At 43.3% G+C, this 25,761-nt stretch carries 26 protein-coding genes and 2 riboswitches; of the genes, 8 read left to right on the forward strand and 18 right to left on the reverse strand.

All coding sequences use genetic code 11. From position 1 onward, the window contains the following. Positions 1-50: 50 nt before the first annotated feature. The 10 genes from QNH36_RS20170 to QNH36_RS20215 all read right to left on the reverse strand — a co-directional run bounded on the left by QNH36_RS20170 (position 51) and on the right by QNH36_RS20215 (position 10,620). Positions 51-1,310, reverse strand: coding sequence for a DUF445 domain-containing protein (locus tag QNH36_RS20170; protein ID WP_283904063.1), 1,260 nt, complete (start codon positions 1,308-1,310; stop codon positions 51-53). A 179-nt stretch (positions 1,311-1,489) separates the two neighbouring features. Beyond that, on the reverse strand, positions 1,490-2,317 hold the full coding sequence (locus tag QNH36_RS20175; RefSeq protein ID WP_283904064.1) for a MetQ/NlpA family ABC transporter substrate-binding protein: 828 nt from the start codon (positions 2,315-2,317) through the stop codon (positions 1,490-1,492). Positions 2,318-2,337: 20 nt separating this feature from the next. After that, positions 2,338-3,003 (reverse strand): methionine ABC transporter permease, encoded by a 666-nt coding sequence (locus QNH36_RS20180; protein WP_283904065.1) that lies wholly within the window; start codon positions 3,001-3,003, stop codon positions 2,338-2,340. Further along, the gene (locus QNH36_RS20185; protein ID WP_283905447.1) at positions 2,993-4,006 is read right to left on the reverse strand and encodes a methionine ABC transporter ATP-binding protein; all 1,014 of its coding nucleotides are present in this window, start codon (positions 4,004-4,006) and stop codon (positions 2,993-2,995) included. The genes QNH36_RS20180 and QNH36_RS20185 overlap by 11 nt, the downstream gene beginning before the upstream one ends. Positions 4,007-4,080: 74 nt before the next feature. Next, positions 4,081-4,185: riboswitch (SAM riboswitch) on the reverse strand. 143 nt (positions 4,186-4,328) lie between these two features. After that, a complete protein-coding gene (locus QNH36_RS20190; RefSeq protein WP_283904066.1) occupies positions 4,329-4,859 on the reverse strand; it encodes a chromate transporter in 531 nt (176 codons plus the stop codon). Then, the gene (locus tag QNH36_RS20195) at positions 4,856-5,431 is read right to left on the reverse strand and encodes a chromate transporter (RefSeq protein ID WP_283904067.1); all 576 of its coding nucleotides are present in this window, start codon (positions 5,429-5,431) and stop codon (positions 4,856-4,858) included. Before QNH36_RS20195 ends, QNH36_RS20190 begins: the two co-directional genes overlap by 4 nt. A 357-nt stretch (positions 5,432-5,788) precedes the next feature. Next, entirely contained in the window at positions 5,789-7,444 is a 1,656-nt protein-coding gene (locus QNH36_RS20200; protein ID WP_144478699.1) for a methyl-accepting chemotaxis protein, read from the reverse strand. Positions 7,445-7,467: 23 nt separating this feature from the next. Beyond that, positions 7,468-8,448, reverse strand: a complete 981-nt coding sequence (locus QNH36_RS20205; protein ID WP_144478697.1) for a BMP family lipoprotein — start codon at positions 8,446-8,448, stop codon at positions 7,468-7,470. A 162-nt stretch (positions 8,449-8,610) separates the two neighbouring features. Then, positions 8,611-9,267 carry a potassium channel family protein gene (locus QNH36_RS20210; RefSeq protein WP_251544452.1) on the reverse strand — a complete coding sequence of 219 codons (657 nt, stop codon included), beginning with the start codon at positions 9,265-9,267 and terminating at the stop codon, positions 8,611-8,613. 12 nt (positions 9,268-9,279) lie between these two features. Beyond that, on the reverse strand, positions 9,280-10,620 hold the full coding sequence (locus QNH36_RS20215; protein WP_283904068.1) for a TrkH family potassium uptake protein: 1,341 nt from the start codon (positions 10,618-10,620) through the stop codon (positions 9,280-9,282). A gap of 180 nt (positions 10,621-10,800) precedes the next feature. Beyond that, positions 10,801-10,942, reverse strand: a riboswitch (cyclic di-AMP (ydaO/yuaA leader). A 280-nt stretch (positions 10,943-11,222) separates the two neighbouring features. On the opposite strand from QNH36_RS20215, the gene QNH36_RS20220 reads away from it, so the two are divergent. Further along, positions 11,223-12,116, forward strand: a complete 894-nt coding sequence (locus QNH36_RS20220) for a diacylglycerol/lipid kinase family protein (protein WP_283904069.1) — start codon at positions 11,223-11,225, stop codon at positions 12,114-12,116. A gap of 34 nt (positions 12,117-12,150) precedes the next feature. Here the strand turns inward: QNH36_RS20220 and QNH36_RS20225 are convergent, their stop codons facing one another. From QNH36_RS20225 to QNH36_RS20255, 7 genes are all read right to left on the reverse strand, one after another. Continuing rightward, positions 12,151-13,977 carry a M6 family metalloprotease domain-containing protein gene (locus QNH36_RS20225; protein ID WP_283904070.1) on the reverse strand — a complete coding sequence of 609 codons (1,827 nt, stop codon included), beginning with the start codon at positions 13,975-13,977 and terminating at the stop codon, positions 12,151-12,153. Between the two features lie 1,201 nt (positions 13,978-15,178). Next, positions 15,179-15,955, reverse strand: a complete 777-nt coding sequence (locus tag QNH36_RS20230; protein WP_144478687.1) for a sulfite exporter TauE/SafE family protein — start codon at positions 15,953-15,955, stop codon at positions 15,179-15,181. Positions 15,956-16,075: 120 nt separating this feature from the next. Next, complete coding sequence (locus QNH36_RS20235; RefSeq protein WP_144478685.1) at positions 16,076-16,303, reverse strand: sulfurtransferase TusA family protein; 228 nt, start codon at positions 16,301-16,303, stop codon at positions 16,076-16,078. A gap of 75 nt (positions 16,304-16,378) precedes the next feature. Beyond that, entirely contained in the window at positions 16,379-17,500 is a 1,122-nt protein-coding gene (locus QNH36_RS20240; RefSeq protein ID WP_144478683.1) for an MBL fold metallo-hydrolase, read from the reverse strand. 41 nt (positions 17,501-17,541) lie between these two features. Beyond that, the gene (locus QNH36_RS20245) at positions 17,542-18,120 is read right to left on the reverse strand and encodes a sulfurtransferase TusA family protein (protein WP_144478681.1); all 579 of its coding nucleotides are present in this window, start codon (positions 18,118-18,120) and stop codon (positions 17,542-17,544) included. Between the two features lie 27 nt (positions 18,121-18,147). Beyond that, positions 18,148-18,627: a DsrE/DsrF/DrsH-like family protein gene (locus QNH36_RS20250; RefSeq protein ID WP_144478679.1), complete on the reverse strand. Its 480-nt coding sequence runs from the start codon at positions 18,625-18,627 to the stop codon at positions 18,148-18,150. A 475-nt stretch (positions 18,628-19,102) separates the two neighbouring features. Then, on the reverse strand, positions 19,103-19,237 hold the full coding sequence (locus tag QNH36_RS20255) for a hypothetical protein (protein ID WP_260983616.1): 135 nt from the start codon (positions 19,235-19,237) through the stop codon (positions 19,103-19,105). 143 nt (positions 19,238-19,380) lie between these two features. On the opposite strand from QNH36_RS20255, the gene QNH36_RS20260 reads away from it, so the two are divergent. The 6 genes from QNH36_RS20260 (at position 19,381) to QNH36_RS20285 (ending at position 24,377) form a co-directional block, all read left to right on the forward strand. Further along, positions 19,381-19,503 carry a hypothetical protein gene (locus tag QNH36_RS20260; protein ID WP_260983615.1) on the forward strand — a complete coding sequence of 41 codons (123 nt, stop codon included), beginning with the start codon at positions 19,381-19,383 and terminating at the stop codon, positions 19,501-19,503. Positions 19,504-19,725: 222 nt separating this feature from the next. Continuing rightward, on the forward strand, positions 19,726-21,099 hold the full coding sequence (locus tag QNH36_RS20265) for a cbb3-type cytochrome c oxidase subunit I (protein WP_144478677.1): 1,374 nt from the start codon (positions 19,726-19,728) through the stop codon (positions 21,097-21,099). A 15-nt stretch (positions 21,100-21,114) separates the two neighbouring features. Further along, a complete protein-coding gene (locus tag QNH36_RS20270) occupies positions 21,115-21,654 on the forward strand; it encodes a cbb3-type cytochrome c oxidase subunit II (protein WP_144478675.1) in 540 nt (179 codons plus the stop codon). Positions 21,655-21,743: 89 nt separating this feature from the next. Further along, entirely contained in the window at positions 21,744-22,139 is a 396-nt protein-coding gene (locus tag QNH36_RS20275) for a c-type cytochrome (RefSeq protein WP_283904071.1), read from the forward strand. A gap of 16 nt (positions 22,140-22,155) precedes the next feature. Continuing rightward, positions 22,156-22,767 (forward strand): 4Fe-4S binding protein, encoded by a 612-nt coding sequence (locus QNH36_RS20280; protein WP_144478671.1) that lies wholly within the window; start codon positions 22,156-22,158, stop codon positions 22,765-22,767. A 29-nt stretch (positions 22,768-22,796) separates the two neighbouring features. After that, positions 22,797-24,377, forward strand: coding sequence for a beta-propeller fold lactonase family protein (locus QNH36_RS20285; protein ID WP_186326805.1), 1,581 nt, complete (start codon positions 22,797-22,799; stop codon positions 24,375-24,377). A 212-nt stretch (positions 24,378-24,589) separates the two neighbouring features. On the opposite strand, the gene QNH36_RS20290 is transcribed toward QNH36_RS20285, so the two are convergent. Continuing rightward, on the reverse strand, positions 24,590-25,492 hold the full coding sequence (locus QNH36_RS20290) for a LysR family transcriptional regulator (RefSeq protein WP_283904072.1): 903 nt from the start codon (positions 25,490-25,492) through the stop codon (positions 24,590-24,592). Between the two features lie 40 nt (positions 25,493-25,532). Here QNH36_RS20290 and QNH36_RS20295 point away from each other — a divergent pair, with 40 nt between their 5' ends. Continuing rightward, the gene (locus QNH36_RS20295) at positions 25,533-25,718 is read left to right on the forward strand and encodes a hypothetical protein (RefSeq protein ID WP_283904073.1); all 186 of its coding nucleotides are present in this window, start codon (positions 25,533-25,535) and stop codon (positions 25,716-25,718) included. Positions 25,719-25,761: the final 43 nt, after the last annotated feature.

Raw genomic sequence — 25,761 nt, forward strand, 5'->3', positions numbered from 1 at the left:
ATTCCCGAATATAGTAAAAAGACCAATCCGATAACGAATTGGTCTCAAGCTCACATGACAATGAGTTTGAAGATGGTTAAGCCCAGCCCGATCAGGAAACCGCATACCGCGCCGTTCACCCTGATCCATTGCAGGTCTTTTCCAACATTGTTTTCCATCATGTCAATCAGTGTTTCTGTATCAAGCTTATCCAGGTTTTCTCTGACAAGCTTCCCGATTTTTGAATGGTTTCTTTCAATCAGCCCAGCTATTTTAGCATGAAGCCATGTTTCGGTCGCTGAAACTTTTTCATCGTCTGCTTTGATTTCATCAATGAATTTTTTCACTACGGGAATCACCGTGTCATCCACAAAACTGTCCTTTTCGATAAAAGCCATCAAGCGATCCTTAGACTTAGCCAGGACTCCTTTGATTTGTCCGGTCAAATCCATTTCTTCGACCATTTTATTTTTCCAGGATTGGATTTCCGACATGAGGGCTTCGCGCTCATTGATACTTCCCAGTTCTTTTTGGATCTTTTCAAGAATCATATGGCGGTATCGGTTATCCTCCTGCTGCAGGTTTTTCATTCTTTTTAAAATAAATGATTGCAAGATGTTGCCGACCTTTTCTTCGGTGATCATATTGCTGAAAGATTGAATTGCGAATTTCAGGAGACCATCCGCTTCGGTTGTATCAATTGCCTGTTTTCCAAGCTTGCCAAGGACCATTTTCGCTTCAGCCTGTGATGCCCATTTTTCTGTCTCTTGCAGGACATAGTCAAATGCAGCTGAATCATATTCCTTCGCCAGGATATGGCTTGAGGCCTTTTGCAAAAACTCGGAAGAATCAGCTGAGAGCAGGAAGCCTTTGATTTCTTTTTCGATTGTTGGCGCAAATCTTTCAACGTCCACTTTCCTAGCCACATCCAGGCTGAATGCCTGGAGGCTGTTTTTAACAGATTCAGAGTGAAGCTCCTTCTCAACTGTTTCAAAAATTTTATCCAAAATATGAATCTGCTTGAACTTTTCCATGATGCTTTCTTTTGTGAGCCAGTCATTCTCAAGCATATTGATTAATGCGCGTGTTACTTTATCACGATTTTTCGGCAAAAGTGCCGTATGCGGAATCGGAATGCCGAGCGGATGCCTGAACAACGCCGTCACAGCAAACCAGTCAGCGAGTCCGCCGACCAGACCGGCTTCAAAGCCGCCCATCAGCAGTTTCCCGATCAGCGAGTCCTGGAAAGGAATCATCGCAAGGAACCCCGCTCCCATAATCGCCAGCGAAATAGCCGCTAAATGTCTAGATCTATTATTTCGTTTTTCCATATATCTCCCTCTGTTACTGTTTGATTGAAATTTGTGTAATGTTTCTAGTTCTGGAGCCCCCAATGTGAATTTCGGAAAAAAAGTCTCTTCAATATTTTACCCAATTTATAGGGGAGAAAGCTATAAAAAAGGAAAAGTCCCAGGAGCATCGGCTGCTGGGACTTCCTTACATCATACTCTTACTTCATCCATTCTGGCTTTCCAAAACCTTTGAAATCATTATCGATGATTTTTTCAAACTCATCAGACTCGACGACTTCCTTGATGTCCTCTGCAAATTGGGCATCCTGGTCCTTTGTGTTAATGACGACACGGTTGCGATACTGGTCCGGCATGTTTTCAAGCTGAAGCGCAGTCAACAGATCCATTTTTGCTGCGAGGGCAAAGTTGCCGGGTACCGCTGACAGGTCGACGCTCTCAACAGCCCTTGGAAGCTGAGCTGCTTCGATTGGCTTGAACTGCAGGTTCTTGACATTATCTTTTACATCTTTTTCAGAAACAGTCAGCGGATCAGCATTAGGATCGAGTGTAATCAGGCCGGCATCCTCAAGGATCAGGAAGGCACGCGCAGCATTTGTTGGATCGTTTGGAATCGCGATGTCTGAACCCTCTGCGACTTCATCCAGTGAATTGAACTTCTTGGAGTAGATCCCCATTGGCGCTGTTGGTACAACAATTACTTCAGACAGTTCAAGATCGTGTTCTTTTGCAAAATTCTCCATGTACACCTTGTGCTGGAACAGGTTGGCATCAAGGTCTCCTTTTGACAAAGCCAGATTAGGCTGGATGTAATCGCTGAATTCGACCACTTTCACTTCATAGCCTTTTTTCTCAAGCAGAGGCTTGATGCCTTTTGTGACCATATCACTGTACGGTCCGGATGTCGCTCCGAATGTTACCTGCTTTTTGTCAGCCTTCGCATCGCCGCCTGAGGCTGAGTCACTGCCGCATGCAGCCAACAAGCTGATTGATAGAAGTAACAGTAAAGAGAATAATAATTTCTTCATTTTAAAATAACCCCCAATTTTTATCTTTTGTCTACTAATTTAGCAATCCTGTCGCCGCCAAACTGAATCAGCTGGACAAGGCATATCAGGATAATAACCGTCGTAATCATGATGGTATTGTCGTACCGGTAATAACCGAAGCGGATTGCCAGGTCACCGACTCCGCCGCCGCCAACGATCCCGGCCATTGCCGAGTATGCTACAAGGCTGATGATCGTGATGGTGATACCCTGGACGATTCCAGGCTTTGCCTCTGGAATGAGGACATCCTTGATGATCATCCACGGAGTCGCTCCGGTGGCCACCGCTGCCTCGATGACCCCTTTATCAATTTCGCGCAAGCTTTGCTCTACGATTCTCGCAAAGAACGGAATCGCCGCGACAGATAATGAAACAGATGCCGCAGTCGGCCCGATTGTCGTGCCGGCGATTAAATTCGCCAGCGGCAGCAGTGCGATCAACAGGATGATGAACGGAACCGAGCGGATCATATTGACGATAAAACCAGCAATAGTTTTAAAAAGCTGGTTCTCCAGGAACAGGCCTTTATCGGTGACAAAAAGAAGAACACCTGTCGGCAGCCCAACAATGATCGAGACAAGGATGGAGATGCCGACCATATAAATTGTTTCAAAGAATGCTTTATTCAGTTCCGGCAGCAGTGCGATCAGGTTATCAAGCAGCATCTTCAATCACCTCCAGATTTCTTGTCCTTGCTGCGATGTATTCAATGGCCCGGTCGATTTCAAGTGTCTCGCCCGAAACTTCCATAATGAAAATCCCTAGTGGGATTTCCTGAATATACTCGATTTTGCCGTGAAGGATGTTTCCCCTCACCTTGAATTTCTGGAATACATCCGAGATGACCCCCTGCTCGGCAATCTCGCCCTGGAAATAAATCTTGATCAATTTGCCTTCCCGCTCCTTCATCAGTCTTTCCGGCAATTCGAATTGTAGGATGGAGTTGACGAAATCCTTTGTCAGCGGCTCCTGTGGATTGGCAAAAACATCGTAGACATTTCCCTCTTCAATGATTTTTCCATCTTGCATCACAGCCATTCGGTCACAAATCGTCTTGACCACTTCCATTTCATGCGTTATAAGCACGATTGTGATTCCTAACTCTCTATTAATCTTTTTTAGTAAAGATAAAATAGAGCGGGTCGTGCTTGGGTCAAGAGCAGAGGTTGCTTCATCGCAGAGCAGGACGGATGGATTATTCGCCAGCGCCCTGGCTATGCCAACACGCTGTTTCTGGCCGCCGGACAGCTGTGCAGGATAGACGTCTTTCTTGTCGGAAAGGCCCACCATATGTAAAAGCTCTAGCACTCTCTCATTTATCTCTGTTTTCGGAGTGCCGGCAGCTTTTAGCGCAAAAGTGATATTTTCGCTGACTGTCTTTGCACTTACAAGATGGAAATGCTGAAAAATCATCCCGATTTTCAACCGGGATTTCCTTAAATCGCCCTTGCCTAAAGAGGTTAGCTCCACACCCTCAATAAAAACCTCTCCCGATGTCGGCTTCTCAAGGAGGTTCAGGCATCTAAGCAAAGAACTTTTGCCTGCGCCGCTGTATCCGACAATCCCGTAAATTTCGCCCTTTTCTACTTTTAACGAAACATCGTCAACGCCTGTCACCGATCCCTTTTTCGTGTCATATACCTTGACCAGATTCTTCACTTCAATCATTTTTGCACCCCCATTTTCACTCAATAAAAAAAGCCTCTTTCATTCAAAGAAAGAGGCATCGTAAATATCTATACGACTTATCTTTCAGAATGAAACCATTCTGTAGGAAGTGGCACCTTTCCATAAAGGAGGTTGCCGGACGTCATCGGGCCTAATCCCTCAGTCTCTCTTGATAAGTAACTTATTAAATTCATTTTGATAATTGAAATATTAAAACTCTCTGAAATATTTGTCAACAGAGTTTTTTAGTCTTTTTCAGGTTGTAATCGCTTACATCATTGGGGCTGTAAGAGAATTTATTTTCAAAAAGAAAAACCCTTGTTTACGCTAAAACAAGGGCACCATAGACGAGGGCACCGGCTATGACATACGCCGGGTGTACCTTCAGTTTTTCCATCAGGACGAAGCTGATGCCGCCAATCAGGATGGTCTGTGTCAAACCGACACCTTCATAGGAGGAAAAAAAGAAATCATAGGTCATGACTCCCAGGAGCACCGCAATGACTGGCCGGACAACGATTGTCAGCCTTTTGACACGAGGAGAATCCTTGAATTTCATCAACAGTCCTAGCAGACCGATCATCAGAATCAGCGATGGTGCCACGGCTGCAAACACACCGACAATGGCGCCGAGGATTCCGCCTTCTGAATAGCCGATATACCCGGCCATCTTCGTCGCAATCGGCCCCGGGAGTGCATTGCCCATCGCCAGGACTTCACTGAATTCATTGACCGTCATCCAGTCATATCGGTCGACGACTTCATTTTCAATCAACGGGATCGAGGCCGGCCCTCCGCCATAGCCTAAAATACCAGGAATGAAAAAGGCCAAAAATATTTGGAAATAAATCATTTCTGCTCCCCTCCCATTTGTTTCTTTTCAATTGGAGAAGAGTCTTTTTTTATTAAAGCGCCAAGCAGCAAAATGAAAATCAAGATTGCCGGATGTATATTCAAGATCTGGAGGAGCACCAGGCTGGCAATCAGCGCAATAGCTGTCCTGGCCCAGCCAAGCTTCGATTTACCCGATTTCTTAATGAAGTCCCATGTCAGGACAGCGAGCATGACGGCAACAACCGGTACAACAGCATCTGCCATTCCTTTTACCCACGGCTGATCCTTGTATGAGTTCAGAGTCGTAAGCAGGATAATCATCAGGATAATCGTCGGAATCATCGTTGCGGCCAGGGCATTGACCATGCCCAGGATCCCGCCCACACGATAGCCGATATACCCTGCCATTTTCGTCGCGATCGGACCGGGGAGCGCATTTCCCAAAGCCAGAATATCACCGAACTCATCAGAGTCCATCCATTTATACTTATCTACCACTTCCTTATGTACGAGCGGAATCGATGACGGCCCGCCGCCATAGCCAAGGATTCCCACGCGGAAAAATGCCAGGAATAAATCTTTTTGTTTCAACACTTCACCTTCTCTTCTGTTTTTAGCCCTATGCAGTCTCTTTCTATAATTCTTATTTCTTTTATTTTATTATAGACTCATATATTGGAAACTGCATGTAAATTAAAGGGATCATATCACCGTCGGGAATCATTTATCATAATTTCCGCCATTTTATATGCACTGATTTACTGCGCAACTCATTATTTTGGCGATTTTTTCATTTTTTCGAACACTTTTTAGATTATTTCGACCAAATTTCCGGATATATCGACCACATTTTGGATTATTTCGACCACTTTTTCAAATAATTCGACCAAGTGTCCATTTTGCTCCATAAAAAAAGTACCACAGCTCCAGGCCATGATACTCTTATAATCATTTATTAAACTTAAAGATAGAAACAGATTCATTCAACTCATTGGTCAGTTTCCTTAAGTCTGTTACCTTTTTCGAAAGGTTGCCGAATGCCGATAATTGTTCCGTTGTGGAGGCTGAAATTTCTTCACTTCCAGCTGCTGTTTCTTCGACGACGGCACTGATGGATTCAACATTGTGCAGGACCTTGGCTCCCAGTTCCTTGGAGGCTTCCATTCCGCTTACAAGCTGGGTGATTTTTTCAGAGATGCCGCTGACTCTGGCTTCGATATTTTCAAAAGCTGACATTGTCAGGTTCATCGAATCCATTTGCTCATCAGCGATGGCGCCGCCTTTGTTCACAGCTTCTCCGATTTCATCTAGTCCAGTCTTCAACAGATTGACCATATCGAAAATTTGCGTTGTTGCGAGGTTTGACTCTTCAGCCAGCTTCCTGACCTCGGACGCAACGACCGCAAATCCTTTGCCAGCCTCTCCAGCCCTTGCAGCTTCGATCGCTGCATTCAACGCAAGCAGATTGGTCTGGGCTGCGATTGCCGAAACAGATTTGGCCATGTCTTCAATTTTAGCGGCATAACCAACAAACTTGCCCGTTGCTGTCTGGATGGAATAGGATGCCGCTTTGTTTTCTGTAATTAACACTTTTTGCCCTTCTATTGCTTTTCTGCCTTCTCCGATTGCTTCCACTGCTTCCTGGCTATATGAGGATGACTCCTGGCTGTAGTCCAGATTCAGCATGATTTCCTTATCCATGTCGTCAATCAGTTCGACGGATTGCTGCAGATCTTCCGAAACAGTTTGGGCACCTGCTGAAAGCTCATCCGTTGATACAGCTACCTGATTAGAAATCTCTGTCAGCGATACATTTTCCTGTTCAATTTCCGCTGCAAACTCTTCCACTTCTTTGCTTGTCCTATTCACCTTTTGCAGCAAGGAAGTCAATTGAGATGCCATCATGTCGAAGGACTCATTCAAAGTCCCCAGCTCATCCTTATGCTTGTATGGGACTTTTTCAATCATCAGGTTTCCTTTGGCGATTTCCTGGGCATTGATGGCAATCTGCTTCAATGGCCTTGTAATCGAACTCGTCAGCCTGATCCCGATTCCCCCGGCAACAACAACAAGCAGGATGCTGCCGATGATTGCCGAGAGGATTATGAATTGAATCTGGTTCTTCAAATCCTCCTGAAGATAATCGTAATAATCATTTACCTGGATATTCAAGAGGTACAGATCATTTAGGACGCCCTCACTGCGCAGCGATTGCCGCTTCACTTCGGCACTGATTTTATCATCAAGTGCCTTCTCAGCTTCGGATTTGAGTGCATTAAACTTTTCAAAAGCTTTGTCCAACACTTTCTTGCTGTTTTCCTGCTGAATCAATCCTTCTGCCTGAGCAAAAATTTTAGAGGTCTTCTCCATTTTCGCTAATGCATCCTGCCTGTTCCCTTCGGTCGGACTGAAGGAAAAATTGCTTAGCGATTGTTTGGTTGCCGATGTTTCAGCCTCCAGGTTCTGAACGGTCAGCAGTACCTGTACATAATCTTGATTAGATGCCTGGACCATCAGCATTCTGTAAATGATAAAAGAAATCATCACAATCGATAAGCCAATGGCGAGCAATAAATTCAATAGTAATTTCTTTTTTATTGTCATGTCTGTTCCCCCAGTTGCAGCTGTTAATCTAGCTGAATTGAAACTTCATTTGTTGATAATTTCTCTTCCAAGTCTTTCAAGGTTTTTTCCTGCTCTGGACTCAGCTTGATGACCCGGATTGGTGCAAGCCCGACACCTTTTTCATTAATGCCCAGTTCGATTTGCCTTGATTTAAGCTTCTTCTCGGATTGGAACTCCTTAACTGCTTCATATAGTGCGATATCCACATTCTTCAGCATGGAAGTAATAATGGCCTTTTCGGCAAAAAAGTATTGGTCGCTATCTACACCAATCGCAAACTTTTTCCTGGCTTGCGCTTCCTTCAATACACCTACTCCGGTAAAACCAGCGGCAGCATAAAGAACATCAGCACCTTCATCGATCATTCCTGCAGCAATCTTTCCTCCAAGGTCAGCATTGCCAAAATCCTCAGAGTAAGCGACCTTTATCTCAGCATCCGGCTTGACTGCTTTCACACCCTGCTCAAATCCCGATTTGAATTTGCGGATCAGCGGCACATCCGCACCGCCCACAAATCCGACGACCTTTGATTTGGTGGTCATCCCGGCAACCGCACCGGCCAGGAAGCTGCCCTGTTCTTCTTTAAAAGTAATCGATGTGATATTCTCCATTTCTGATACCGAATCCACCAGTATAAACTGTTGTTCCGGATATTTCTTTGCGACTTTTTCCAAATCCTCAAGAACCATGAAACCAAGCCCGATGACAAGATCATTTCCGTCTTCCACCAGCTCAGTAAACCCCTTTTCATAGCTGCCTGCTTCCTGCAGCTCACGATAATCAAAAAGAATATCCAATTCATCCCTTGCTTTTGTCAGTCCGGCAAACGCTGCATCACTAAAAGATTGATCGCCAAGTCCGACGTCAGACAACATGATGCCAATTTTAACCCTTTCCTTCGCCTTCAACTCTGTGTTGGCGCAGCCAGCAAGTCCCCCTGCGAGTAAAACTGCGATAAAAAATATATACATAATTCGTTTCATCTTGATGTCCTGCTCCCTTTTCAAGTAAATTTATATTTATTTCATCGGCCACCGTCTATTTTTATTAATGCCAGAACAGAAAGTCTATTTTTTGTAAATTTTCAAAATAGTGAACGAATAAAAAAGCAGGCTGTCTTCTTCCCAGCCTGCCTCATACTGTCATTATTTAATTTTCGCGAATTTATGCAAGTCGCCATTTTCTCCCAGGACGATCAGAATATCTTCTGCTCGAAGTGTCTTTTCAGGATCTGGAGAAATATCGACCTTATTTGCTGTTTTGACGCCGATTACGGTAATATTGTATTTTGCACGGAGATTGATTTCAATCAGGTTTTTGCCTGCCATGCTCATTGGCAGCTTGATTTCCTCAATACTGTAATCATCTGAAAGCTCGATGAAATTCAATACATTCGGGGACGCCATCAGTTGATGGGCAACACGTTCCCCCATGTCCCGTTCAGGGAAGATGACTTTGTCAGCGCCAACCTTGAATAATACTTGTGCATGGTGTTTGTTGAGCGCTTTGGCCACGACATTGGAAACGCCCATTTCTTTTAAAATCAGAACGGTAAGGATACTTGCCTGGATATCATCGCCAATTGCCACGATGACCGTCTCGAAGTTCCTGATCCCCACAGCCTTCAAGGTTTGCTCATCAGTTGAGTCTCCGATTACCGCATGTGTAACAAACTCTTTATATTCCTCAATATGCTGCTCGCTCTTATCAATCGCCAGCACTTCATTTCCTTCATAATACAGTGTTGTCGCTACACTGGACCCAAAACGCCCCATCCCGATTACTGCGTATTGCTTTGCCATAATATACTCCTCCTACCCAATCATCACTTTTCCAGCTGGATATCGATAGTGATCCTCTTTTCTTTTTTTTGCCACTGCATAAGCAAGTGTCAATGGACCAACCCGGCCCGCAAACATCGTAATAAGTATTAAAATTTTCCCGAATGAGGACAGCTCAGGGGTCAAGCCCATTGAAAGTCCTACAGTCGAAAAGGCTGACACCACTTCAAAAAAAATCATAAGAAAATCTTTTCCCGGTTCTGTGATAGTTAACACCATCGTCATGGATATCACTAAGAAAATAGCAATAAGTGTAACCGTCAAAGACTTGGAAACGATGGAGAAATCCATCCTCCTTCCAAAGAAGGTCACATCTTCCCTGCCGCGGATTTGCGATTTGACAGCACCGATCAAGACGGCAAATGTGGTAGTCTTGATCCCCCCTCCTGTTGATCCGGGAGAAGCGCCAATAAACATCAGGAAGATGATCAAAAACAAGGTTGATTGTTTTAAATCAGGAATGCTTAAGGTATTTGAACCCGCAGTCCTTGGAGTGACAGCCTGATAAAATGCCCCGAAAATTTTACCAGCCGCTGATAAAGGCTTCAGGGTAGCAGGGTTATTATACTCCAGGATAAAAATCAGGAGAGCCCCGCCAACTACCAGAATACTTGAAACAGATAGTGCCATTTTCGAATGCAGGGACAAGCGGCGAGTGCTTCGATACTCGAATAGTTCATTCATTACAATGAACCCGATGCCTCCCAGGCTGATCAGTGACGTCACCGTAAGATTGACGATCGGGTCTTCAGCATAGGCAGTAAGGCCCCTGAAACCTCCCATCAAGTCAAATCCGGCATTATTAAAGTTTGACACTGCGTGGAAGAAGCCGAAATAAATAGCTTTTCCCGCAGCCATATCCTGCGAAAACCTGAATGATAACAGGATTCCGCCGACAATCTCGGCAGTTGCTGTGAAAATCAGGATTCTTTTTACAAGCCTTACGACTCCTTCAACGTTCTCGTTGTTGAAAGACTCCTGGATGATCAATCTTTCTTTTAATGAGATTCTTTTCCCCAAGATGAATGCGAGCAATGTAGCAAAGCTCATAAATCCTAAACCGCCGACCTGGATCATCGACAGGATGACCACTTCTCCAAAGGCAGTAAAGGTGTCACCGGTATCCACGACAACCAGCCCTGTCACACATGTAGCCGATGTTGCAGTGAAAAATGCATCAAGCAGCGGAAGCCCCTTACCATCAGTTGTAGCAGAGGGCAGTGACAGCAGCAATGCCCCCAGCAGGATAATCGTCCCAAAACCTAAGACGAGTATCTTTGGAGGGTCCAGCTCAATAAACAATCTCCTACGCATGGTGTTTTCCTTCTTTCCTTAGTATGAGGAATTACGCGTCTAATATTTCCTGGCAGGGAGTTATGTTTAACTGGTTCAAGATATAGCCGGCATATCTAAAATCACGCAAAACAAAAAAGCCCCCGGAGGCTAAAAGATTTCAGCCTTGTGGACTTTTGAATAGTCGTCACACAAGCTTCATCTTCCTCTTCTGTAACGCTTGCGAAGTTAGCTGTCGGATTAGGACTCAGAATAGCCCTGCCTTTTGAAAAGGCTTCACCCCAAGTGGACGCATCCACAATATTGGTTCCCCCGCTCCTGCCGGATTCAGCGATTTAGAAATATGAAACTCATTCAGTTTTTTGTTCCAGAAATCTGAAACTGTTGTAATCATACTCCTCCGGATTTCGGTTGTAAACATGAAAAGGAACGCAAAAATGACTTATTTTATTCATTTCTTCCCAATAATGACATGAAATCAAGGACTTTCTCACTGAATCGCTGTTTTTCTTTGTTTTACACTTCTGTTAACTCATTAACACCTTTCTCCACACCTGTACGCGGTTTATAGCCGGGGAATTAAAGGTAAATAATAAGTCAAAACAGTTTGGAGGTTGTTGCGGATGAAAGCGATGGTTATAGTGAATCCTTCTTCAGGTAAAGAAAAAGCGAATGATTATGCAGAAAAAATTGAAGAAACATTGCGAAACAATTATGAGGACATAGAGATCAGAAGAACGGAAAAAGAGGGAGATGCCGCTGCATTTGCCACCGAAGCATGCGTTGCTTTATATGATGCGGTCATCGCTATGGGCGGTGACGGAACCATCAATGAGGCCATCAATGGACTGGCCGAACAGGCACACCGGCCCGCTCTCGGCATAATACCGCTTGGGACAGTCAATGATTTTGCCAGGGCACTCAATATTCCGCTGGAACCTTATGAGGCCATCTCTATTTTAGAAGAGCAATATCTTCGTCCTGTTGATGTCGGAAAGGTCAATGAGTCTTATTTTGCCAATGTTCTTGCAGTTGGGGCGATCGCAGAAGCATCTTACAACGTAAGCGCCGAGCAAAAAACCAAACTTGGCCCACTGGCTTATTTTATGGAAGGTACAAAATCCTTCCTGAATGGCGAAGCTATTAAAATTAGTGTTGAACACGAAGGAGGGAAATGGGAAGGCGAGACTTTCCTTTTGCTTACTGCCCTCACAAATTCTGTTGGCGGATTTGAGGCACTTGCCCCTGAGGCAGACGTGAATGATGGTAAATTCCACACTTTTATCATAAAAAAGTTATCCATCCCAAAAATTGCAACCCTAATCCCTTCACTTTTGAGAGGAGAATTGGAAGAAAGCAAGGAGGTCGAATATATACGCACCTCCTATCTGAATGTATCCTCCAACAAACCTCATGTGGTCAACATCGACGGAGAAGAAGGCGAGCCGCTTCCATTCAGTGCAAAAGTTCTTCCAGGACATCTGAATATTTTTGTACCGGTCATTAAAAAAACCTGAGCAGGGATCACTCCTTGCTCAGGTTTTTTCAGCCTTATTTCACGCTTGAATTAAAGTTATAGAAAAATTTAGCCGTGATTGATCCATCTTTGTTTTCCTTGATGTTCGTCACGTGGATTCCAGAATCAGCAGGTGTATCACTTAAGCCTTTCCAGAAGTAGTAAGAACCAGAGTGTACATTTCCAGAAACAGGAGTGATCTTGCTGCCAGTCTTGAAGAAGTCACCAGCATCGCCGCGATTCATGTTCTTCTCAAGGTTATACAAACCATCTGCCTGAAGGACGGATAATCCATAGTGCGTTACCACATCGCCATTGCTTGCCGTCTGTGACTGGTTGTACTGGAAGCGCTTGTTCATCCAGTTTTCAACATTATTCGGACGGAACCCAGCTGTCTGGTATAAGTTAATGACATTTTCATCCACATGCCATGCAACTAGACCATGGGCGTTTTCACCCTGACGGATCATACCTTTGTTAAAACCATCCTGTTGCATGTTTTCAAACAGGAAGTATTCAGTGCCATTTGAACCCGGAACTTCCATTTTCACGATTCCGTTGTCTGCCTTAGCTTTGTTTGCTGCAGGCAATGTTATTTCTCTTACTTCACCTGGCTTGACTTCGATTGGATTTGCCCATCCTAGGAAAACCTTTGAGAATGGATCGAAGTGTGTTGGTGAGTTGCCGCCGTACTCAGCTTTATTCGGATAGCGCATCCATGAGCCGCCTGCCATCATGGAATAGTTTCCTACACCTTCTGATGAGTAAAGTGTGTCGTAGAAATCAGGCAATCCTAAAGCATGTCCAAATTCGTGAGCATAAACACCAGTTTGTACTGGGAATGGTCCTGTTTTCGATTCTTCTTTATACGTGTTAGTCGCAGCATCGAAACCAGCTACGTTACCGCCGATACCTGGCTGGATGTTGTAGTTGTTAACGACTACTCCATCGTAGGTCATGTCTTCTTTGACTGTTCTGTCAATCCATGCTCCCTGGCTGATTCCTTCGTACTGAGGTGCAGTCTTGCCAGTTTCATAATACTTTCCATAGTACAATGCACTTAGCAAGCTCCACTTATGAGACCAGAATTGCGCCGGGTCACGGCTGTATTCAGCGCCAGTACCTTCATGGACGACGAATACATTTGGAACTTCGCCATCTTCATTAGCGTATTTAGAGAAATCCACTTGATCATCTGCTGCTTTTAACAGGTCACGAATGAATTCGCCAGTATGAGCGTCACCGTTTACGTTTCCAAGCTTGTACACTCCGCCTTCAGCGTATGTGCCTTCCTGGTCAAGATAGTAAGAAGCTCCCCTTGGCAGCTCAACCCATACAAATTCAGTGTTCTCTTTGCGGATAAGGTTGGTTTTTCCGTAACTTGATTCCTTGTAAGCATTTTGCATCGTACGGTCTTTTGGAACATCTGGGCCATCATACTTTTGGAATTGCGGCAGCTCATAAGGATTATATTCGCTTCCAAAAATTAAATCTTCATAGTAATGAGCTGGGACTTGACCCTTCATATCGCCAACCGGCTCATCTCCATCTTTGTACTTAGCCAAAATAACCAGTACCGGGATATCACCAGTTGCTTCCTTATATGCAACATGATTGTCACCAGGCTGCTGGAACTTTGCTCCAGTCTGGGCAATTTTCTCTGCAGGATCAACCTTGGAAATATCAATCCCTAATTCCTTAGCTCTATCAACAAGCTCAGGAGCTGCACCTACATGGTGAGCAAGACTTAGTTCATATTTACTTTGCGGCTTAACCGCGGAATCATTTGCACTGACTCCCGCAAAAACTGCGCTTCCTGCCAAAGCAAGGGATAACGCCGAAGTTGAAAGGACCTTTAACAATTCACTCACTCCCTATCAGAATGTTTCTATTTCCTAAATAATATAAAATATTCAGTATATTCTAAATAGGGATAACGGCTTATTTGATAGGTTTTCCGATGTGCCGAAAGGCTTAATTTCCAGATCCACCATATAAGTCATTATTATTCTTCCATAATAATCCATTAATAATATTCAGAAAAAATCTGGCTAAGAGAGCTTCTTATCGTTTTTCTATTATGACTCTTTTCTTTTCTCTCCGAAAGCTATCAAATTACAACAGGGTTCTTGACAGCTTTGTGCCTTCCCTCTTAAAACCTGTCAAAGTAACAATGGTTTCTTGACAACTTCGAGCCCCCACTCTTGAAACCTGTCAAGATTAACACGCTTTCTTGACAACTTCTAGCTTCCCCTCTTAAAAACTGTCAAAATAACGATGGTTTCTTGACAGCTTCGAGCCTCCACTCTTGAAACCTGTCAGAATAAACACGATTTCTTGACAACTTCGAGCCTCCCCACGTGAAACCTGTCAAAATTAACACGCTTTCTTGACAACTTTGAGCTTCCCCTCTCAAAACCTGTCAAAATAACGATGGGTTCTTGACAGCTTCGAGCCTCCCCACTTAAAACCTGTCAAAATAACGAAGGGTTCTTGACAGCTTCGAGCCTCCACTCTTAAAACCTGTCAAAATAACGAAGGGTTCTTGACAGCTTCGAGCCTCCACTCTTAAAACCTGTCAAAATAACGATGGTTTCTTGACAACTTAGAGTCTCTCCACGTGAAACCTGTCAGAATAAACACGCTTTCTTGACAACTTCGAGTCCCCACTCTTGAAACCTGTCAAAATTAACACGCTTTCTTGACAACTTCTAGCTTCCCCTCTTAAAACCTGTCAAAATAACGATGGTTTCTTGACAGCTTCGAGCCTCCCCTCGTGAAACCTGTCAGAATAAACACGCTTTCTTGACAACTTCGAGCCCCCACTCTTGAAACCTGTCAAAATTAACACGCTTTCTTGACAACTTCTAGCTTCCCCTCTCAAAACCTGTCAAAATAACGAAGGTTTCTTGACAACTTTGAGCTTCCCCTCTCAAAACCTGTCAAAATAACGAAGGTTTCTTGACAGCTTCGAGCCTCCACTCTTGAGACCTGTCAAAATAACCATCCAAACACACAACAAAAAGACTTCGCCGGGGGCGAAGTCTTTTCCATACATGAATTCTAAAGAATATCCATCCAGATTTTGATTGCTGTACCTAGGATCAGTACTGCAAGGATGTATTGAAGAACTTTTGTGTTTACTTTTTTACCAGCGGTTGCTCCCAGCGGTGAAGCGATCAGACTTGCTACAACCATGATGAGTGCCGGCCAGAAATCTACTTGGCCAGTGGCAATCTTACCTACTGTTGAACCGATTGATGAAATGAATGTGATTGCCAGTGAAGTGGCGATGGTCATCCTTGTTGGTATTTTCAGGACGACGAGCATGATTGGCACTAGCAGGAATGCTCCAGCTGCGCCGACGATACCGGCGCCAATTCCGACGATCAGGGCGAAAAATGCGGCAAGCCATTTGTTGAATGTTACCTGATCAAGCGGGATGTCATCGACGTTTTTCTTAGGGATGAACATCATGACTGCTGCAATCAAAGCAAGAATACCGTATACAAGGTTGATGCCGCCTTCTGACATGAAGCGGGAACCGTAACTTCCGATTAAGGAACCAACCAGGATCGATGCGCCCATGTAAATGATCAATGTTTTGTTCAGATATCCGCCTTTACGGTAAGCCCAGACACCGCCGATGGTCGCGAAGAAAACCTGGACAGCACTGATCCCTGAAACCTCATGTGCGCTGAATGCGGCAAGACCAAACAATGGCGGAATGTATAATAGCATTGGGTATTTAATGATTGAACCGCCAATTCCAACCATCCCGGAAATATAAGAACCGATAAAGCCAATTAAAAATATGACGATAAAAAATGATAAATCCATCAGGCTTCCTCCTTAATTTGAATCATTGTTTCGTATTTAATGCTTCTGTAATAGGTTAGTCGCGAAAAATAACCTTTTTATAACCAAAAGAAAAGGGAGACAAGCTCCCCCTTCGTTCAATTAGGCCTTCTTCATCCAGAACTTGAACACACCGTTTTCTTCTTCATGCTTCAGTAGTTCGTTTCCAGTTGATTGTGCCCAAGCTGCTAGATCTTTTACAGCGCCTTTATCAGTTGTATGGATTTCGAGTACGTCTCCGGATTGAAGGTCAGTGATGGCCTTCTTTGTTTTTACGATTGGCATTGGACATGCAAGTCCTTTTGCGTCTAATACTTTTGCTACGTTCATGTTAAAATCCTCCTTGGTTGTTTAGAAAGTTGTATTTTTCAATACTGGCCGGGGAGCAAAGCCCCCTTGCCAGATTTATCTTACCGCACAGCGGTTTGGTCCGATTTCCATTTCTCTTTGTTTCTCATCGTCTGGGTTGATTTTGCCCATATTTGTTTCACGGATTTCCTGGTATGCATTTGGCTGCGGTGGCAGGTTCTCCGTTACAAGTCTGCGGAATTCCGCTTCGTCTTCGATGTTCAAGCCATGGTTTTTCGCGAAAAGAGTACCTAATTTTTCAGATACACTGCCATCTTCGTTCAGCTCTTCGATGATCATGAAGTGTGCTGGAAGAACAACCAGGTCATCAGAAAGCTGCTTGTAGCGATTGTATAGTGAGTTTCTTAAATCTGCTACCCAGTCTTCTGCTTTACCAGCTAAGTCCGGACGACCAATTGAGTCAATGAATAGTATATCCCCTGACAGAAGATATTTTTCATCTACCACGAATGAAGTGGAACCAATTGTGTGGCCAGGTGTGTAAAGAGCGTTGATGTCGATGTTTGTTTCACCGATTTTAACGTTATTGCCATCTTCTAGAGGCTGGTAGTTGAATGTTACTTCATCAGCATCTTTTGGAGGCAGCCAGTATGTTGCACCTGTTGCTTCGGCAATTTTTCTGCCGCCAGAAATGTGGTCTGCGTGCAGATGTGTATCGAATACATGCTTGATTTCAACGCCAAGCTCTTTAGCGAAATCAAGATATACATCTGTCATTCTTGTTGCGTCGATCAAAGCAGCTTCCCCGTTTGAAACGACCGCGTAAGAAAGGCAGCCTTTTCCGATGCGGACGAACTGGTACATGGATCCGCCATCTTTAAGCTCTCCAACCTTAACTGGCTCAAGGTGTTCACTCCATGCTTTCATTCCGCCTTGAAGATATGAAACTTCGCGGCCAGCCTCGTCAAGCATTTCAGCGACCATTACAGAAGATCCCTCTTTTGCACAGACAACAAGCACTTCTTTGTCAGTTGGCACCTGATCAAGTATTTCTTCTACTCCATCCAGAAGGTCGAAGTAAGGGATGTTCAAATGTTCGAAGTTTTCGCCTTCGATTTTCCAATCATTGAAGTCGCTCTCGTTACGGACATCAAGGATAAATAAAGGTTCTTTATTGAATACTTTTTTTGTTACTTCTTTAGACGTCATTGCTTTCATAGTGTACTTTACCTCCCTGGGTATGAATTTTTCTAAAAAAATTAATTAACTTTCGTTTCAGTTGGCCCGTTCCATTCGGACATGCCTGGTACAACATTCCAAACTTTCTTGAAGCCATTGCTAGCTAGTGCCTGGGATGCCATATCACTTCTGTTGCCTGTGCGGCAAACTACAAGGATTGTTTTGGATTTATCAAGTTCTCCCATCCGGTTTTCAAGATCCCCGAAAGGAACTGAGACCGCATTTGGAATATGTCCAAATGCATATTCAGCTGGTTCCCTAACATCCAGTACAAGAACATCTTCGTTTGCTTCCAGCTTCTTAAGAACATCTTCGTTGGAAACAATGTTCTCGAATTTTGTTTCTTCCTGTTCTTCACCTGAACCGCCTTTGCGGATGTAGTGCTTTAGAACATCGCCTTCTTCAATTGTTCCAAGGTATTGGTTGCCAGAGCTTTTAGACCATGCCTGGATATCTGCCCTTGAACCTTTATCCGTTGCGAGCACTTCTAAAACCTCGCCCGGATTCAAATTGTTGATTGCTTTTTTCGTTCTGACAATCGGCATTGGGCATGCAAGCCCTTTTGCATCGACTGTAGCATTTGTCTTAACAGTTTCCATTTGTCGACCTCCAATTAATAATATCTATTAGATGAACAGGTTGACGTTGCCGTTTTCAGCATCAGCCAGATACGCTGCTACACCAGCAAATTCGACACCTTCCATGATTTCCTCTTGTTTTAGACCAAATAAGTCTACTGTCATCTGGCAGGCAACAAGTTTTACATCCTGTTCTTTAGCCATATCAATCAAGTCTGGAAGCGGCATTGCATTATGCTTCTTCATGACATCCTTAATCATCTTAGGGCCAAAGCCTGCATAGTTCATTTTTGACAATCCCAATTTGTTCGCACCTCTTGGCATCATCTTGGCAAACATCTTTTCAATGAAACCTTTGTCAGCCTGGATCGGCTCATCTTTACGCAGTGCGTTCAATCCCCAGAAAGTGTGGAAAATTGTCACTTCATGATCATAAGCAGCTGCACCATTGGCAATGATATAAGCAGCCATGACTTTGTCATAATCTCCACTGAATAAAATGATTGTCGTTTTTTTCTGTTCTCCCATTATCTAACTCCCTCTCTTTAATTACGGTAATGGGTATTTTAAACGGCAAAAAATAAAATATGTTTTCTAACGTGATAACGTTGTTAAATACCTCACAGGGTATATAATATAAAAGATTCATCCCATTGTCAACCGTAATTATGAATTTTTTATGACTTTTTTTCTTTTAGGAATGCTTCAAGCAAATTATGGCCGTTCTCAACACGGATACATTCATCTTATGCACGACTCAGCAAAAGTTGATTAATGTTTCTATGATTATATTGAAAAAACAAAGTAAAAGCTCATTGTGCCGATTATTTCTATTTAATAGAAGAAAGTAGTTTCCTGATATAAAGATAAGTTAGTTTACTGGTATAAAATGAAAAGGATTGTGAGTTCATCAGAAGGAATTTATGCGGAAAATAAATAAAACCAAAGCCCGGTGTGAAGAATCTTTCAATTAGCAGATTGTAAAGATTGTGATCCTGGCTTTTTAGTCTTCGTCAAGCATTCTATATTTAACACTTTCATCGTAAAGTCCGTTTTTCTTGCTCCATGCCCAGATGATTCCTGCTGAAGCGGTGAATGCGAACATGACGATTAGTAAAATCCATGCTCCCGGTGCCATTCCTACACCCCCTTTTTTAAAATCATCATCACTATCGAATTACTCTAACAGAAATTCCATAAACCGTCCAGAGTATATTTAAGGGGTTGTAAAAAAAAATCTATCGGATTACAATGTGGTCAAATAATGAAGGAGGTACAAAAATGGACCATCAATCCCTTGGCTTTTTCTTCGATTTCTTCTATTACATCGGAGTGCCCATCCTGATTATCTTCATCCTTGATACACTTCGTAAAAAGAATAATAAAAAAGAAGAACAAAACTAAAACTTCCCAAACAGAGCGAATAAATTCGTTCTGTTTTTTTTTGCCATAATTGTTAAAAAACGCTGTGATTTTACCAGTTAGTTAGCAAGTATAAAACAATTGGATAACACTATAAAAAAGTTGAATAACTTTATTTCTTGTTGAGATGTATCATGTAACATAGCAGATTGTGAAGAAAATGTGAAATATTTGTGGTTATTTTATGAACAAGGGAGTGTCAAAATGTTTACAGACGAAAAATGGAGTTCTTCCAAGAATTGGTTCATCGCTGCTGTTTTTTGGATCATCATCGGCATGAGTATGGGACTTCTTACTGCAACAAAACAAATCTGGCCAGAATTGTTGAACAATCGCTGGACAACATACGGGCATGTTCGCTCTGCGCATGTAATGCTCGTCATCTATGCTTGGTTATCTATGGCATATGTAGGATCAATGTTCTACATGATTCCAAAGCTTGCAAAAACAAAGGTTTACAGCGAAAAGCTGGGAAACTTCGCACTAGTATTTTATAACATTGTCATTTTAGAAGGTTTCTTCGCATTGCTATTCGGACAGACATCGGTCATCGAGTACGGCGAATTCCCGCTATGGGTTGACGTTCAGCTCCTTGTCGCAATCGGGCTAGTTGCTTATAACCTTTTCAAGACGGTTGGACAAAGAACAGAGAAAATGCTTTACGTCAGCCTTTGGTACTTCCTCGGCTCATTGCTGTGGCTGCCATTGACATGGATTGTCGGAAACTTCCCGGCACAATGGATTCCAAGTGGCGTCCAGCAAGGTTTGATGGGCTGGTTCCTGGGACATAACGCAATCGGTCTCTGGATGACGACAGTCGGTGTCGGACAGATTTACTACCTGCTTCCTAAACTGACAGGACGTCCTTTATACAGTCACCAGCTTTCCATGATTGGATTCTGGGCAATTGCTACATTCTATGTTTGGAATGGTCCTCACCATTTGATGAATGGTCCAATTCCAAGCTGGATTTCAAAAGCAGGTGTCATTCCTTCAATCGTTCTATTGATACCGGTTTGGGCCGTATTGGCTAACTTCTGGGGTACGATGAAAGGTTCATGGTCGCAGACAAGGACGAGCGTACCGCTTCGCTTCACAATGGCCGGTACGATTTTCTACCTTTTCGCATGTCTTCAGGGGCCATTGCAAGCCCTTCCATCCGTAAGTTCAGTCATTAAGTTCACGCACTGGACAGTCGGGCATGCACATATGGGACCATTCGGCGCGTTTTCTTTCACATCGTTCGCAGCTATCTATTACATTCTGCCTAAAATCGTTGGCCGCGAAATGTTCAGCAAGAGAGCAATGGAAGCACACTTCTGGTTCTCTACTGTCGGTTTCCTTGTCTTCGCATTCTCATTATGGATCGCAGGTGTCGTCCAGGGATTCGCCTGGATCGAAGGTGTACCATTCCTGCAAACTGTCTTGATGATGGAACCGTACGTACAAGGCCGCGCAATTGGCGGAACGATGATGTATGTAGCCCAGTTCTTCCTTGCATGGAATATGTATAAGACTATTAAACTTGCAAAACTTGAGAAAAAACAGCAAGCACAGCAGCAAGCTGCTACTGCTTAATGAGGAGGGAACACGTTGGAACGTAAACCATCAGCTGTATTAATCGTTGCATTGATTTTATGGATGTTCGGCGTAGCCGGAACGGTCATCCTTCCCCTCTTCGACCAGGAAATCAACTCTGCGACTGCAAGCGGTGAACTCCGCAACTATCCAGAGGATTCTGCTGAAGCAAGAGGACGAGATGTTTATATCCAGAACGGCTGCCAAACATGCCATACACAATTTGTCAGGGCGTTGCCTGCCGATACGAACCAAAACCTTGGACCAGTATCCCAGGGCGGCGACTACAAATATGATTTACCACATCTTTTAGGTTCTAACCGTACTGGCCCGGATTTAATGTGGGTTGGCTTGAAATATAACGAAGACTGGCAGCGCCAGCACTTGATTGATCCTCAATCAACAAGCCCTGGTTCTATCATGCCATCCTTCGATTACCTAACCAATCAGGAACTGGACGACCTTGTTGCTTACTTGATGAGCCTCAAGCCAACTGAAGAAAGATTGGAAGAGTACCAGAAAGAGCGGGAAGAAGCAAAAATCAAGGGACAATAATTAAAAATTCATTAATTGCTCATCGCCTTGAACCCCAGCGATTTAAGGCGATGAGTTCCTATAACAGCTTTAAAAGGCAGGTGTAAATCATGAAAAAAGAATATCAGCAACATGAAAGCAAACATGAGGATATTGTCTCCGGTATTAAAATTGAACATAACAAGGTGCCGAAACTCCTTGTAGCTGTATTTTATATTGTGGCCATCTGGGCGATTGGGTATGCGATCTTCATGCCTGGAAAGCTTGCAGTCGAGCCTGCGGCGGCTCCACAGGATAACAAGGGAGAGCTTATTTTCACTGGAACTTGCCTGAATTGCCATGCTACGGGTGCTGCCCCTGACTTAAAGGGTGTTACAGACAGGATGTCGGAAGAGGACATTAAAAATGTCATCAAAAAAGGCCGCAACACGATGCCGGCAATCGGACATCTTTACACAGAAAAAGAAATCGACAAGGTATATGAATACTTAGAGGATTACAGATAAGGAAAGGAGGATTTACGTGGGTAAAACAATAACTAGATGGGCATTTTTTATCATTATTTTCACATTGCCGTTGTGGAATGGTTTCCGGATGGATATCGACAACGAAAAGCTTTTCTTGTTCGGCTTCCAATTATCCTATGAAGCTGGCTATTTATTTTTCGTTTTCTTATTCTTGTTCCTGATGGCTTTCCTCGCACTGTCAATGATCGTGTACAGGGCTTTTTGCCAGTATGCATGCCCGCATAATACCTTCAGCATGCTTTTGAACAAAATCGAATCGAAGTTAGGTGACAAAGGCAAAGCAGTTACATTTCTGCTCGCTTTGGTTGTCAGCATCTTCATGGCTTACTCGACTGTGAGTTACTTCTACAACCCAATGACAATCTGGGAGTCACTCGTCAACTTCAAAATGGATAAATACTTCTTCCTTGTCACTTCTACTGCTGTTCTATATACAGCATTATCTTACAAGGCAAGAAACTCTTTTTGTAAAGTCTGCCCATACGGACTTGCCCAGGGCATTTCACGTGTGGATGATAAAACAAAATGGCTTACACATCCTGGCGTATGGATTACATGGGGTACAACAGCAGCCCTTGTACTAGTCCTGCTTGTTGGATGGTTCTAATCAAAATTCAAAGCGAGGTGAAAATTCATATGAATAAGATTTTAAAACTATCTGCATTCGCTTTACTGGCCGTCTCACTTACCGCATGTTCTGAGGCCGCAGTTAAAGATACATCACTTGATGATAAAAACAGCAAGGAACTTCCTCCACTCCATGAAGACTATTCTTCTAACTGGTGGAAAGACCAGCCGAACGGAAACGCAGACTCCAATAAGGACTGGGATGGAGAAGGCTGGATCCTCTCAGCGAACGAAGTTAGTAATGGGGTGGCCATTGCTGACATCAAAACGGGGAATCCGGTAAAATATATCCAAAGCTCAGGTACACCGCACCACATCCATTTGAACAAGGACCAGACTTGGGCATTTGCGACACAGCGTTATGGAACTAGCGTCTTAGCGATCAATATGGAAACTTTAGAGTCTCATAATATTGATTTCCCTGGCTTCGAAAAGCCTCCTGCGCCACAGCACATGACCTTATCTCATGACGGCAAATACGCCTTCACTTCATTGAATGGTGTAGAAGCAGTCGGAATGATTGATGCAAAAACAGCTAAACTCGTTAAGGTGTTTAAAAACGTCGGTAAAAAGCCGAGGGATTTGAACGTCACTCCTGATGGAAAAAAACTCTTTGTCAGCTTGCAGGCAGAACCATTTATCACTGTTATCGATATTGATACCGGGGAAATGAGACATCTTGAACGGACAGAAACAGACTATGGCAAAGGGACAGGTTCCGGCCTTGATATGTCAAATGACGGAAAATATGTTGCAGTTGCCAACACTGCTGATAATGAAGTTGCGGTTTATGACGCTAAAACAGAAAAGCTTTTAAAGAAATTTGGAGATATCCCTAAACCAGTTAACTTAAGCTTTATGGGCAATACGCATGATCTGGTTACAGGCAATCGTAATGATGGGTCAATTTCAATCATTGATACTGATAAGCTAAAGTTCATCAAGACAGTAAAAACTGGAGCCGGTACGAACATTGCATACCTTGGTCCAGACGGGTACTGGTATACTTCGCAAAACGGTGCTGGCTTCTTGACAGTCCTTGATCCAAAGGATAATTACAAAATTGTCAGGAAAATCTGGGGAGTACAGAATATTCACTGGCTGTCATGGAGCCCGGACGGAAGCATGATGTTTGGATCTAACTGGGGCGACAAAACACTCACAAAAATTGACTTAACGAAAAAGAAGGATTTCAGACAGACAATTCCTGTTGGGTTGAATCCAAACGGCATCGCACTTAAAACAAATGTTCCAAAAGATCAGATTCTGGCTTATCAAAAAGGCAATGAGGAGGAAGCAAACAGAATCAAAAAAGCTTCTACCCTTGTATTCCCTGAGCCAAAAGATGTTAATGAGGAAGCTTTCCTCGGAACATGCCTGCAGTGCCATGATATCGGCCGAATCATGAAGAATTCAAGCAAAGGCGCCGAACAGTGGACATCTGTAGTGGACCGGATGGCTGGTAATGGAGCAAAGATGACAGATGAACAAAGACAGCAGATCATCGATTATCTTGCATCTGATGCACACAAGGCCCTTAAGATCCAAACGGAGCTTGAACTGGAGATAGCCGAACAAAATAAAAAATAAAGGCTCTTTTCTCAAACTTTGTTGCTATTGACTACTAAGTTGGATTGAATGACCTAGTTTTCTTTATAAAATTCAAGCTTATTATGAGAAAAGAGCTTGCACACTTAAAAACGAACTGCAAAATTGCTTATAGCACGTTAAAATCGGCTTTAAGATTTTAACAACAATCTTTACGAAAACAGCCAAAATAAAAGAAAAATCCTAATGCCCTTTTAACAAGAAGCATTAGGATTTTCATCTAGATTTCTAATAAAGTTCCATACTCTTTCATGGAGACTTGACTTGAACTGTTTATCCTTCCTTAACAGGTAGAATGGACGGGAACGGTCCCTGTCTATAAAATGACTGACAATGAGCTGCCTGGATTGAACCTCCGGACAGATGGCCAGCTTGGAAAAAATTGCGACGCCAAGACCATTCTTCACCCCTTCCTTGATGAGCGTATTGCTGTTATAAACAAGGACGGACTTGGGGTCGATGTTCAGGCATCTCCATAAATCAAGCGTAGCCTGTCTCATAGCGCAGCCTGGTTCGCGGATCAGCCAGGTCATTTCTTCTAGTCTTTCAGGATCCTGGTTTTCCGGATTAACTCTGAGCTGCGGGGACACGCCCAGAACGAGCAGGTCATCATAGAATTCATGGGAAATAAAATCATAGCGTCCAGCTTGTCCCTCAACAAGAGCAAGGTCAATTTCGGATGCATAAAGCAAATCGGTTATTTCAACCGAAGTACCGATTGTGACCTGGATTTGATGGCTCGCTATATCAGGGTTCAATTTTATAATATCCTGTATCATTTTGGATATAAGGCATTCACCAATTGTATTGCTGCAGCCAATTTTAATTGTTTCGCTTGAATTCCCTTCAGCAAGCAGGCTTTCCAGTTTATCATTTAACGCCAGCAGCTGCTGGCCATGCTCATACAGGGTTTTGCCTGCCTCTGACAGCCTTATTTTACGGTTGGCCCTTATGAACAACTGCTTATTGTAGTAGGTCTCCAGCTGGCTGATTTGATGGCTGACTGCAGGCTGCGAAAGGTTCAGCATCTTCCCCGCCTGGGAGAAGCTTTCATATTTTGCAGCCGCTATGAATGTCTTAAGATGTTCAAGATTCAATATGATCGCACCCCTTTACTAATAGATTGGAGGGAATAAAATGAAGAAATTAGATATCGCCGTTACAGTTATCGTATTATCTGTATTTATTTTTGGTTTAATGTACTTCACAAAAGACGATTCAATTAGCTATCGTGATGTAAAATTTGAAATCGCGTCGATGGTCATTTTATCAACCGTATCACTGTTCACTTATTTCGGGATTAGAAGAAATTTAAATCATTAATTGGCATTATACCACACAGGGTTTAAATGTGTAGATAAAAAAA

It is taken from the genome of Mesobacillus sp. AQ2, from assembly GCF_030122805.1.
Taxonomy (GTDB): Bacteria; Bacillota; Bacilli; order Bacillales; family Cytobacillaceae; genus Mesobacillus; species Mesobacillus oceanisediminis_A.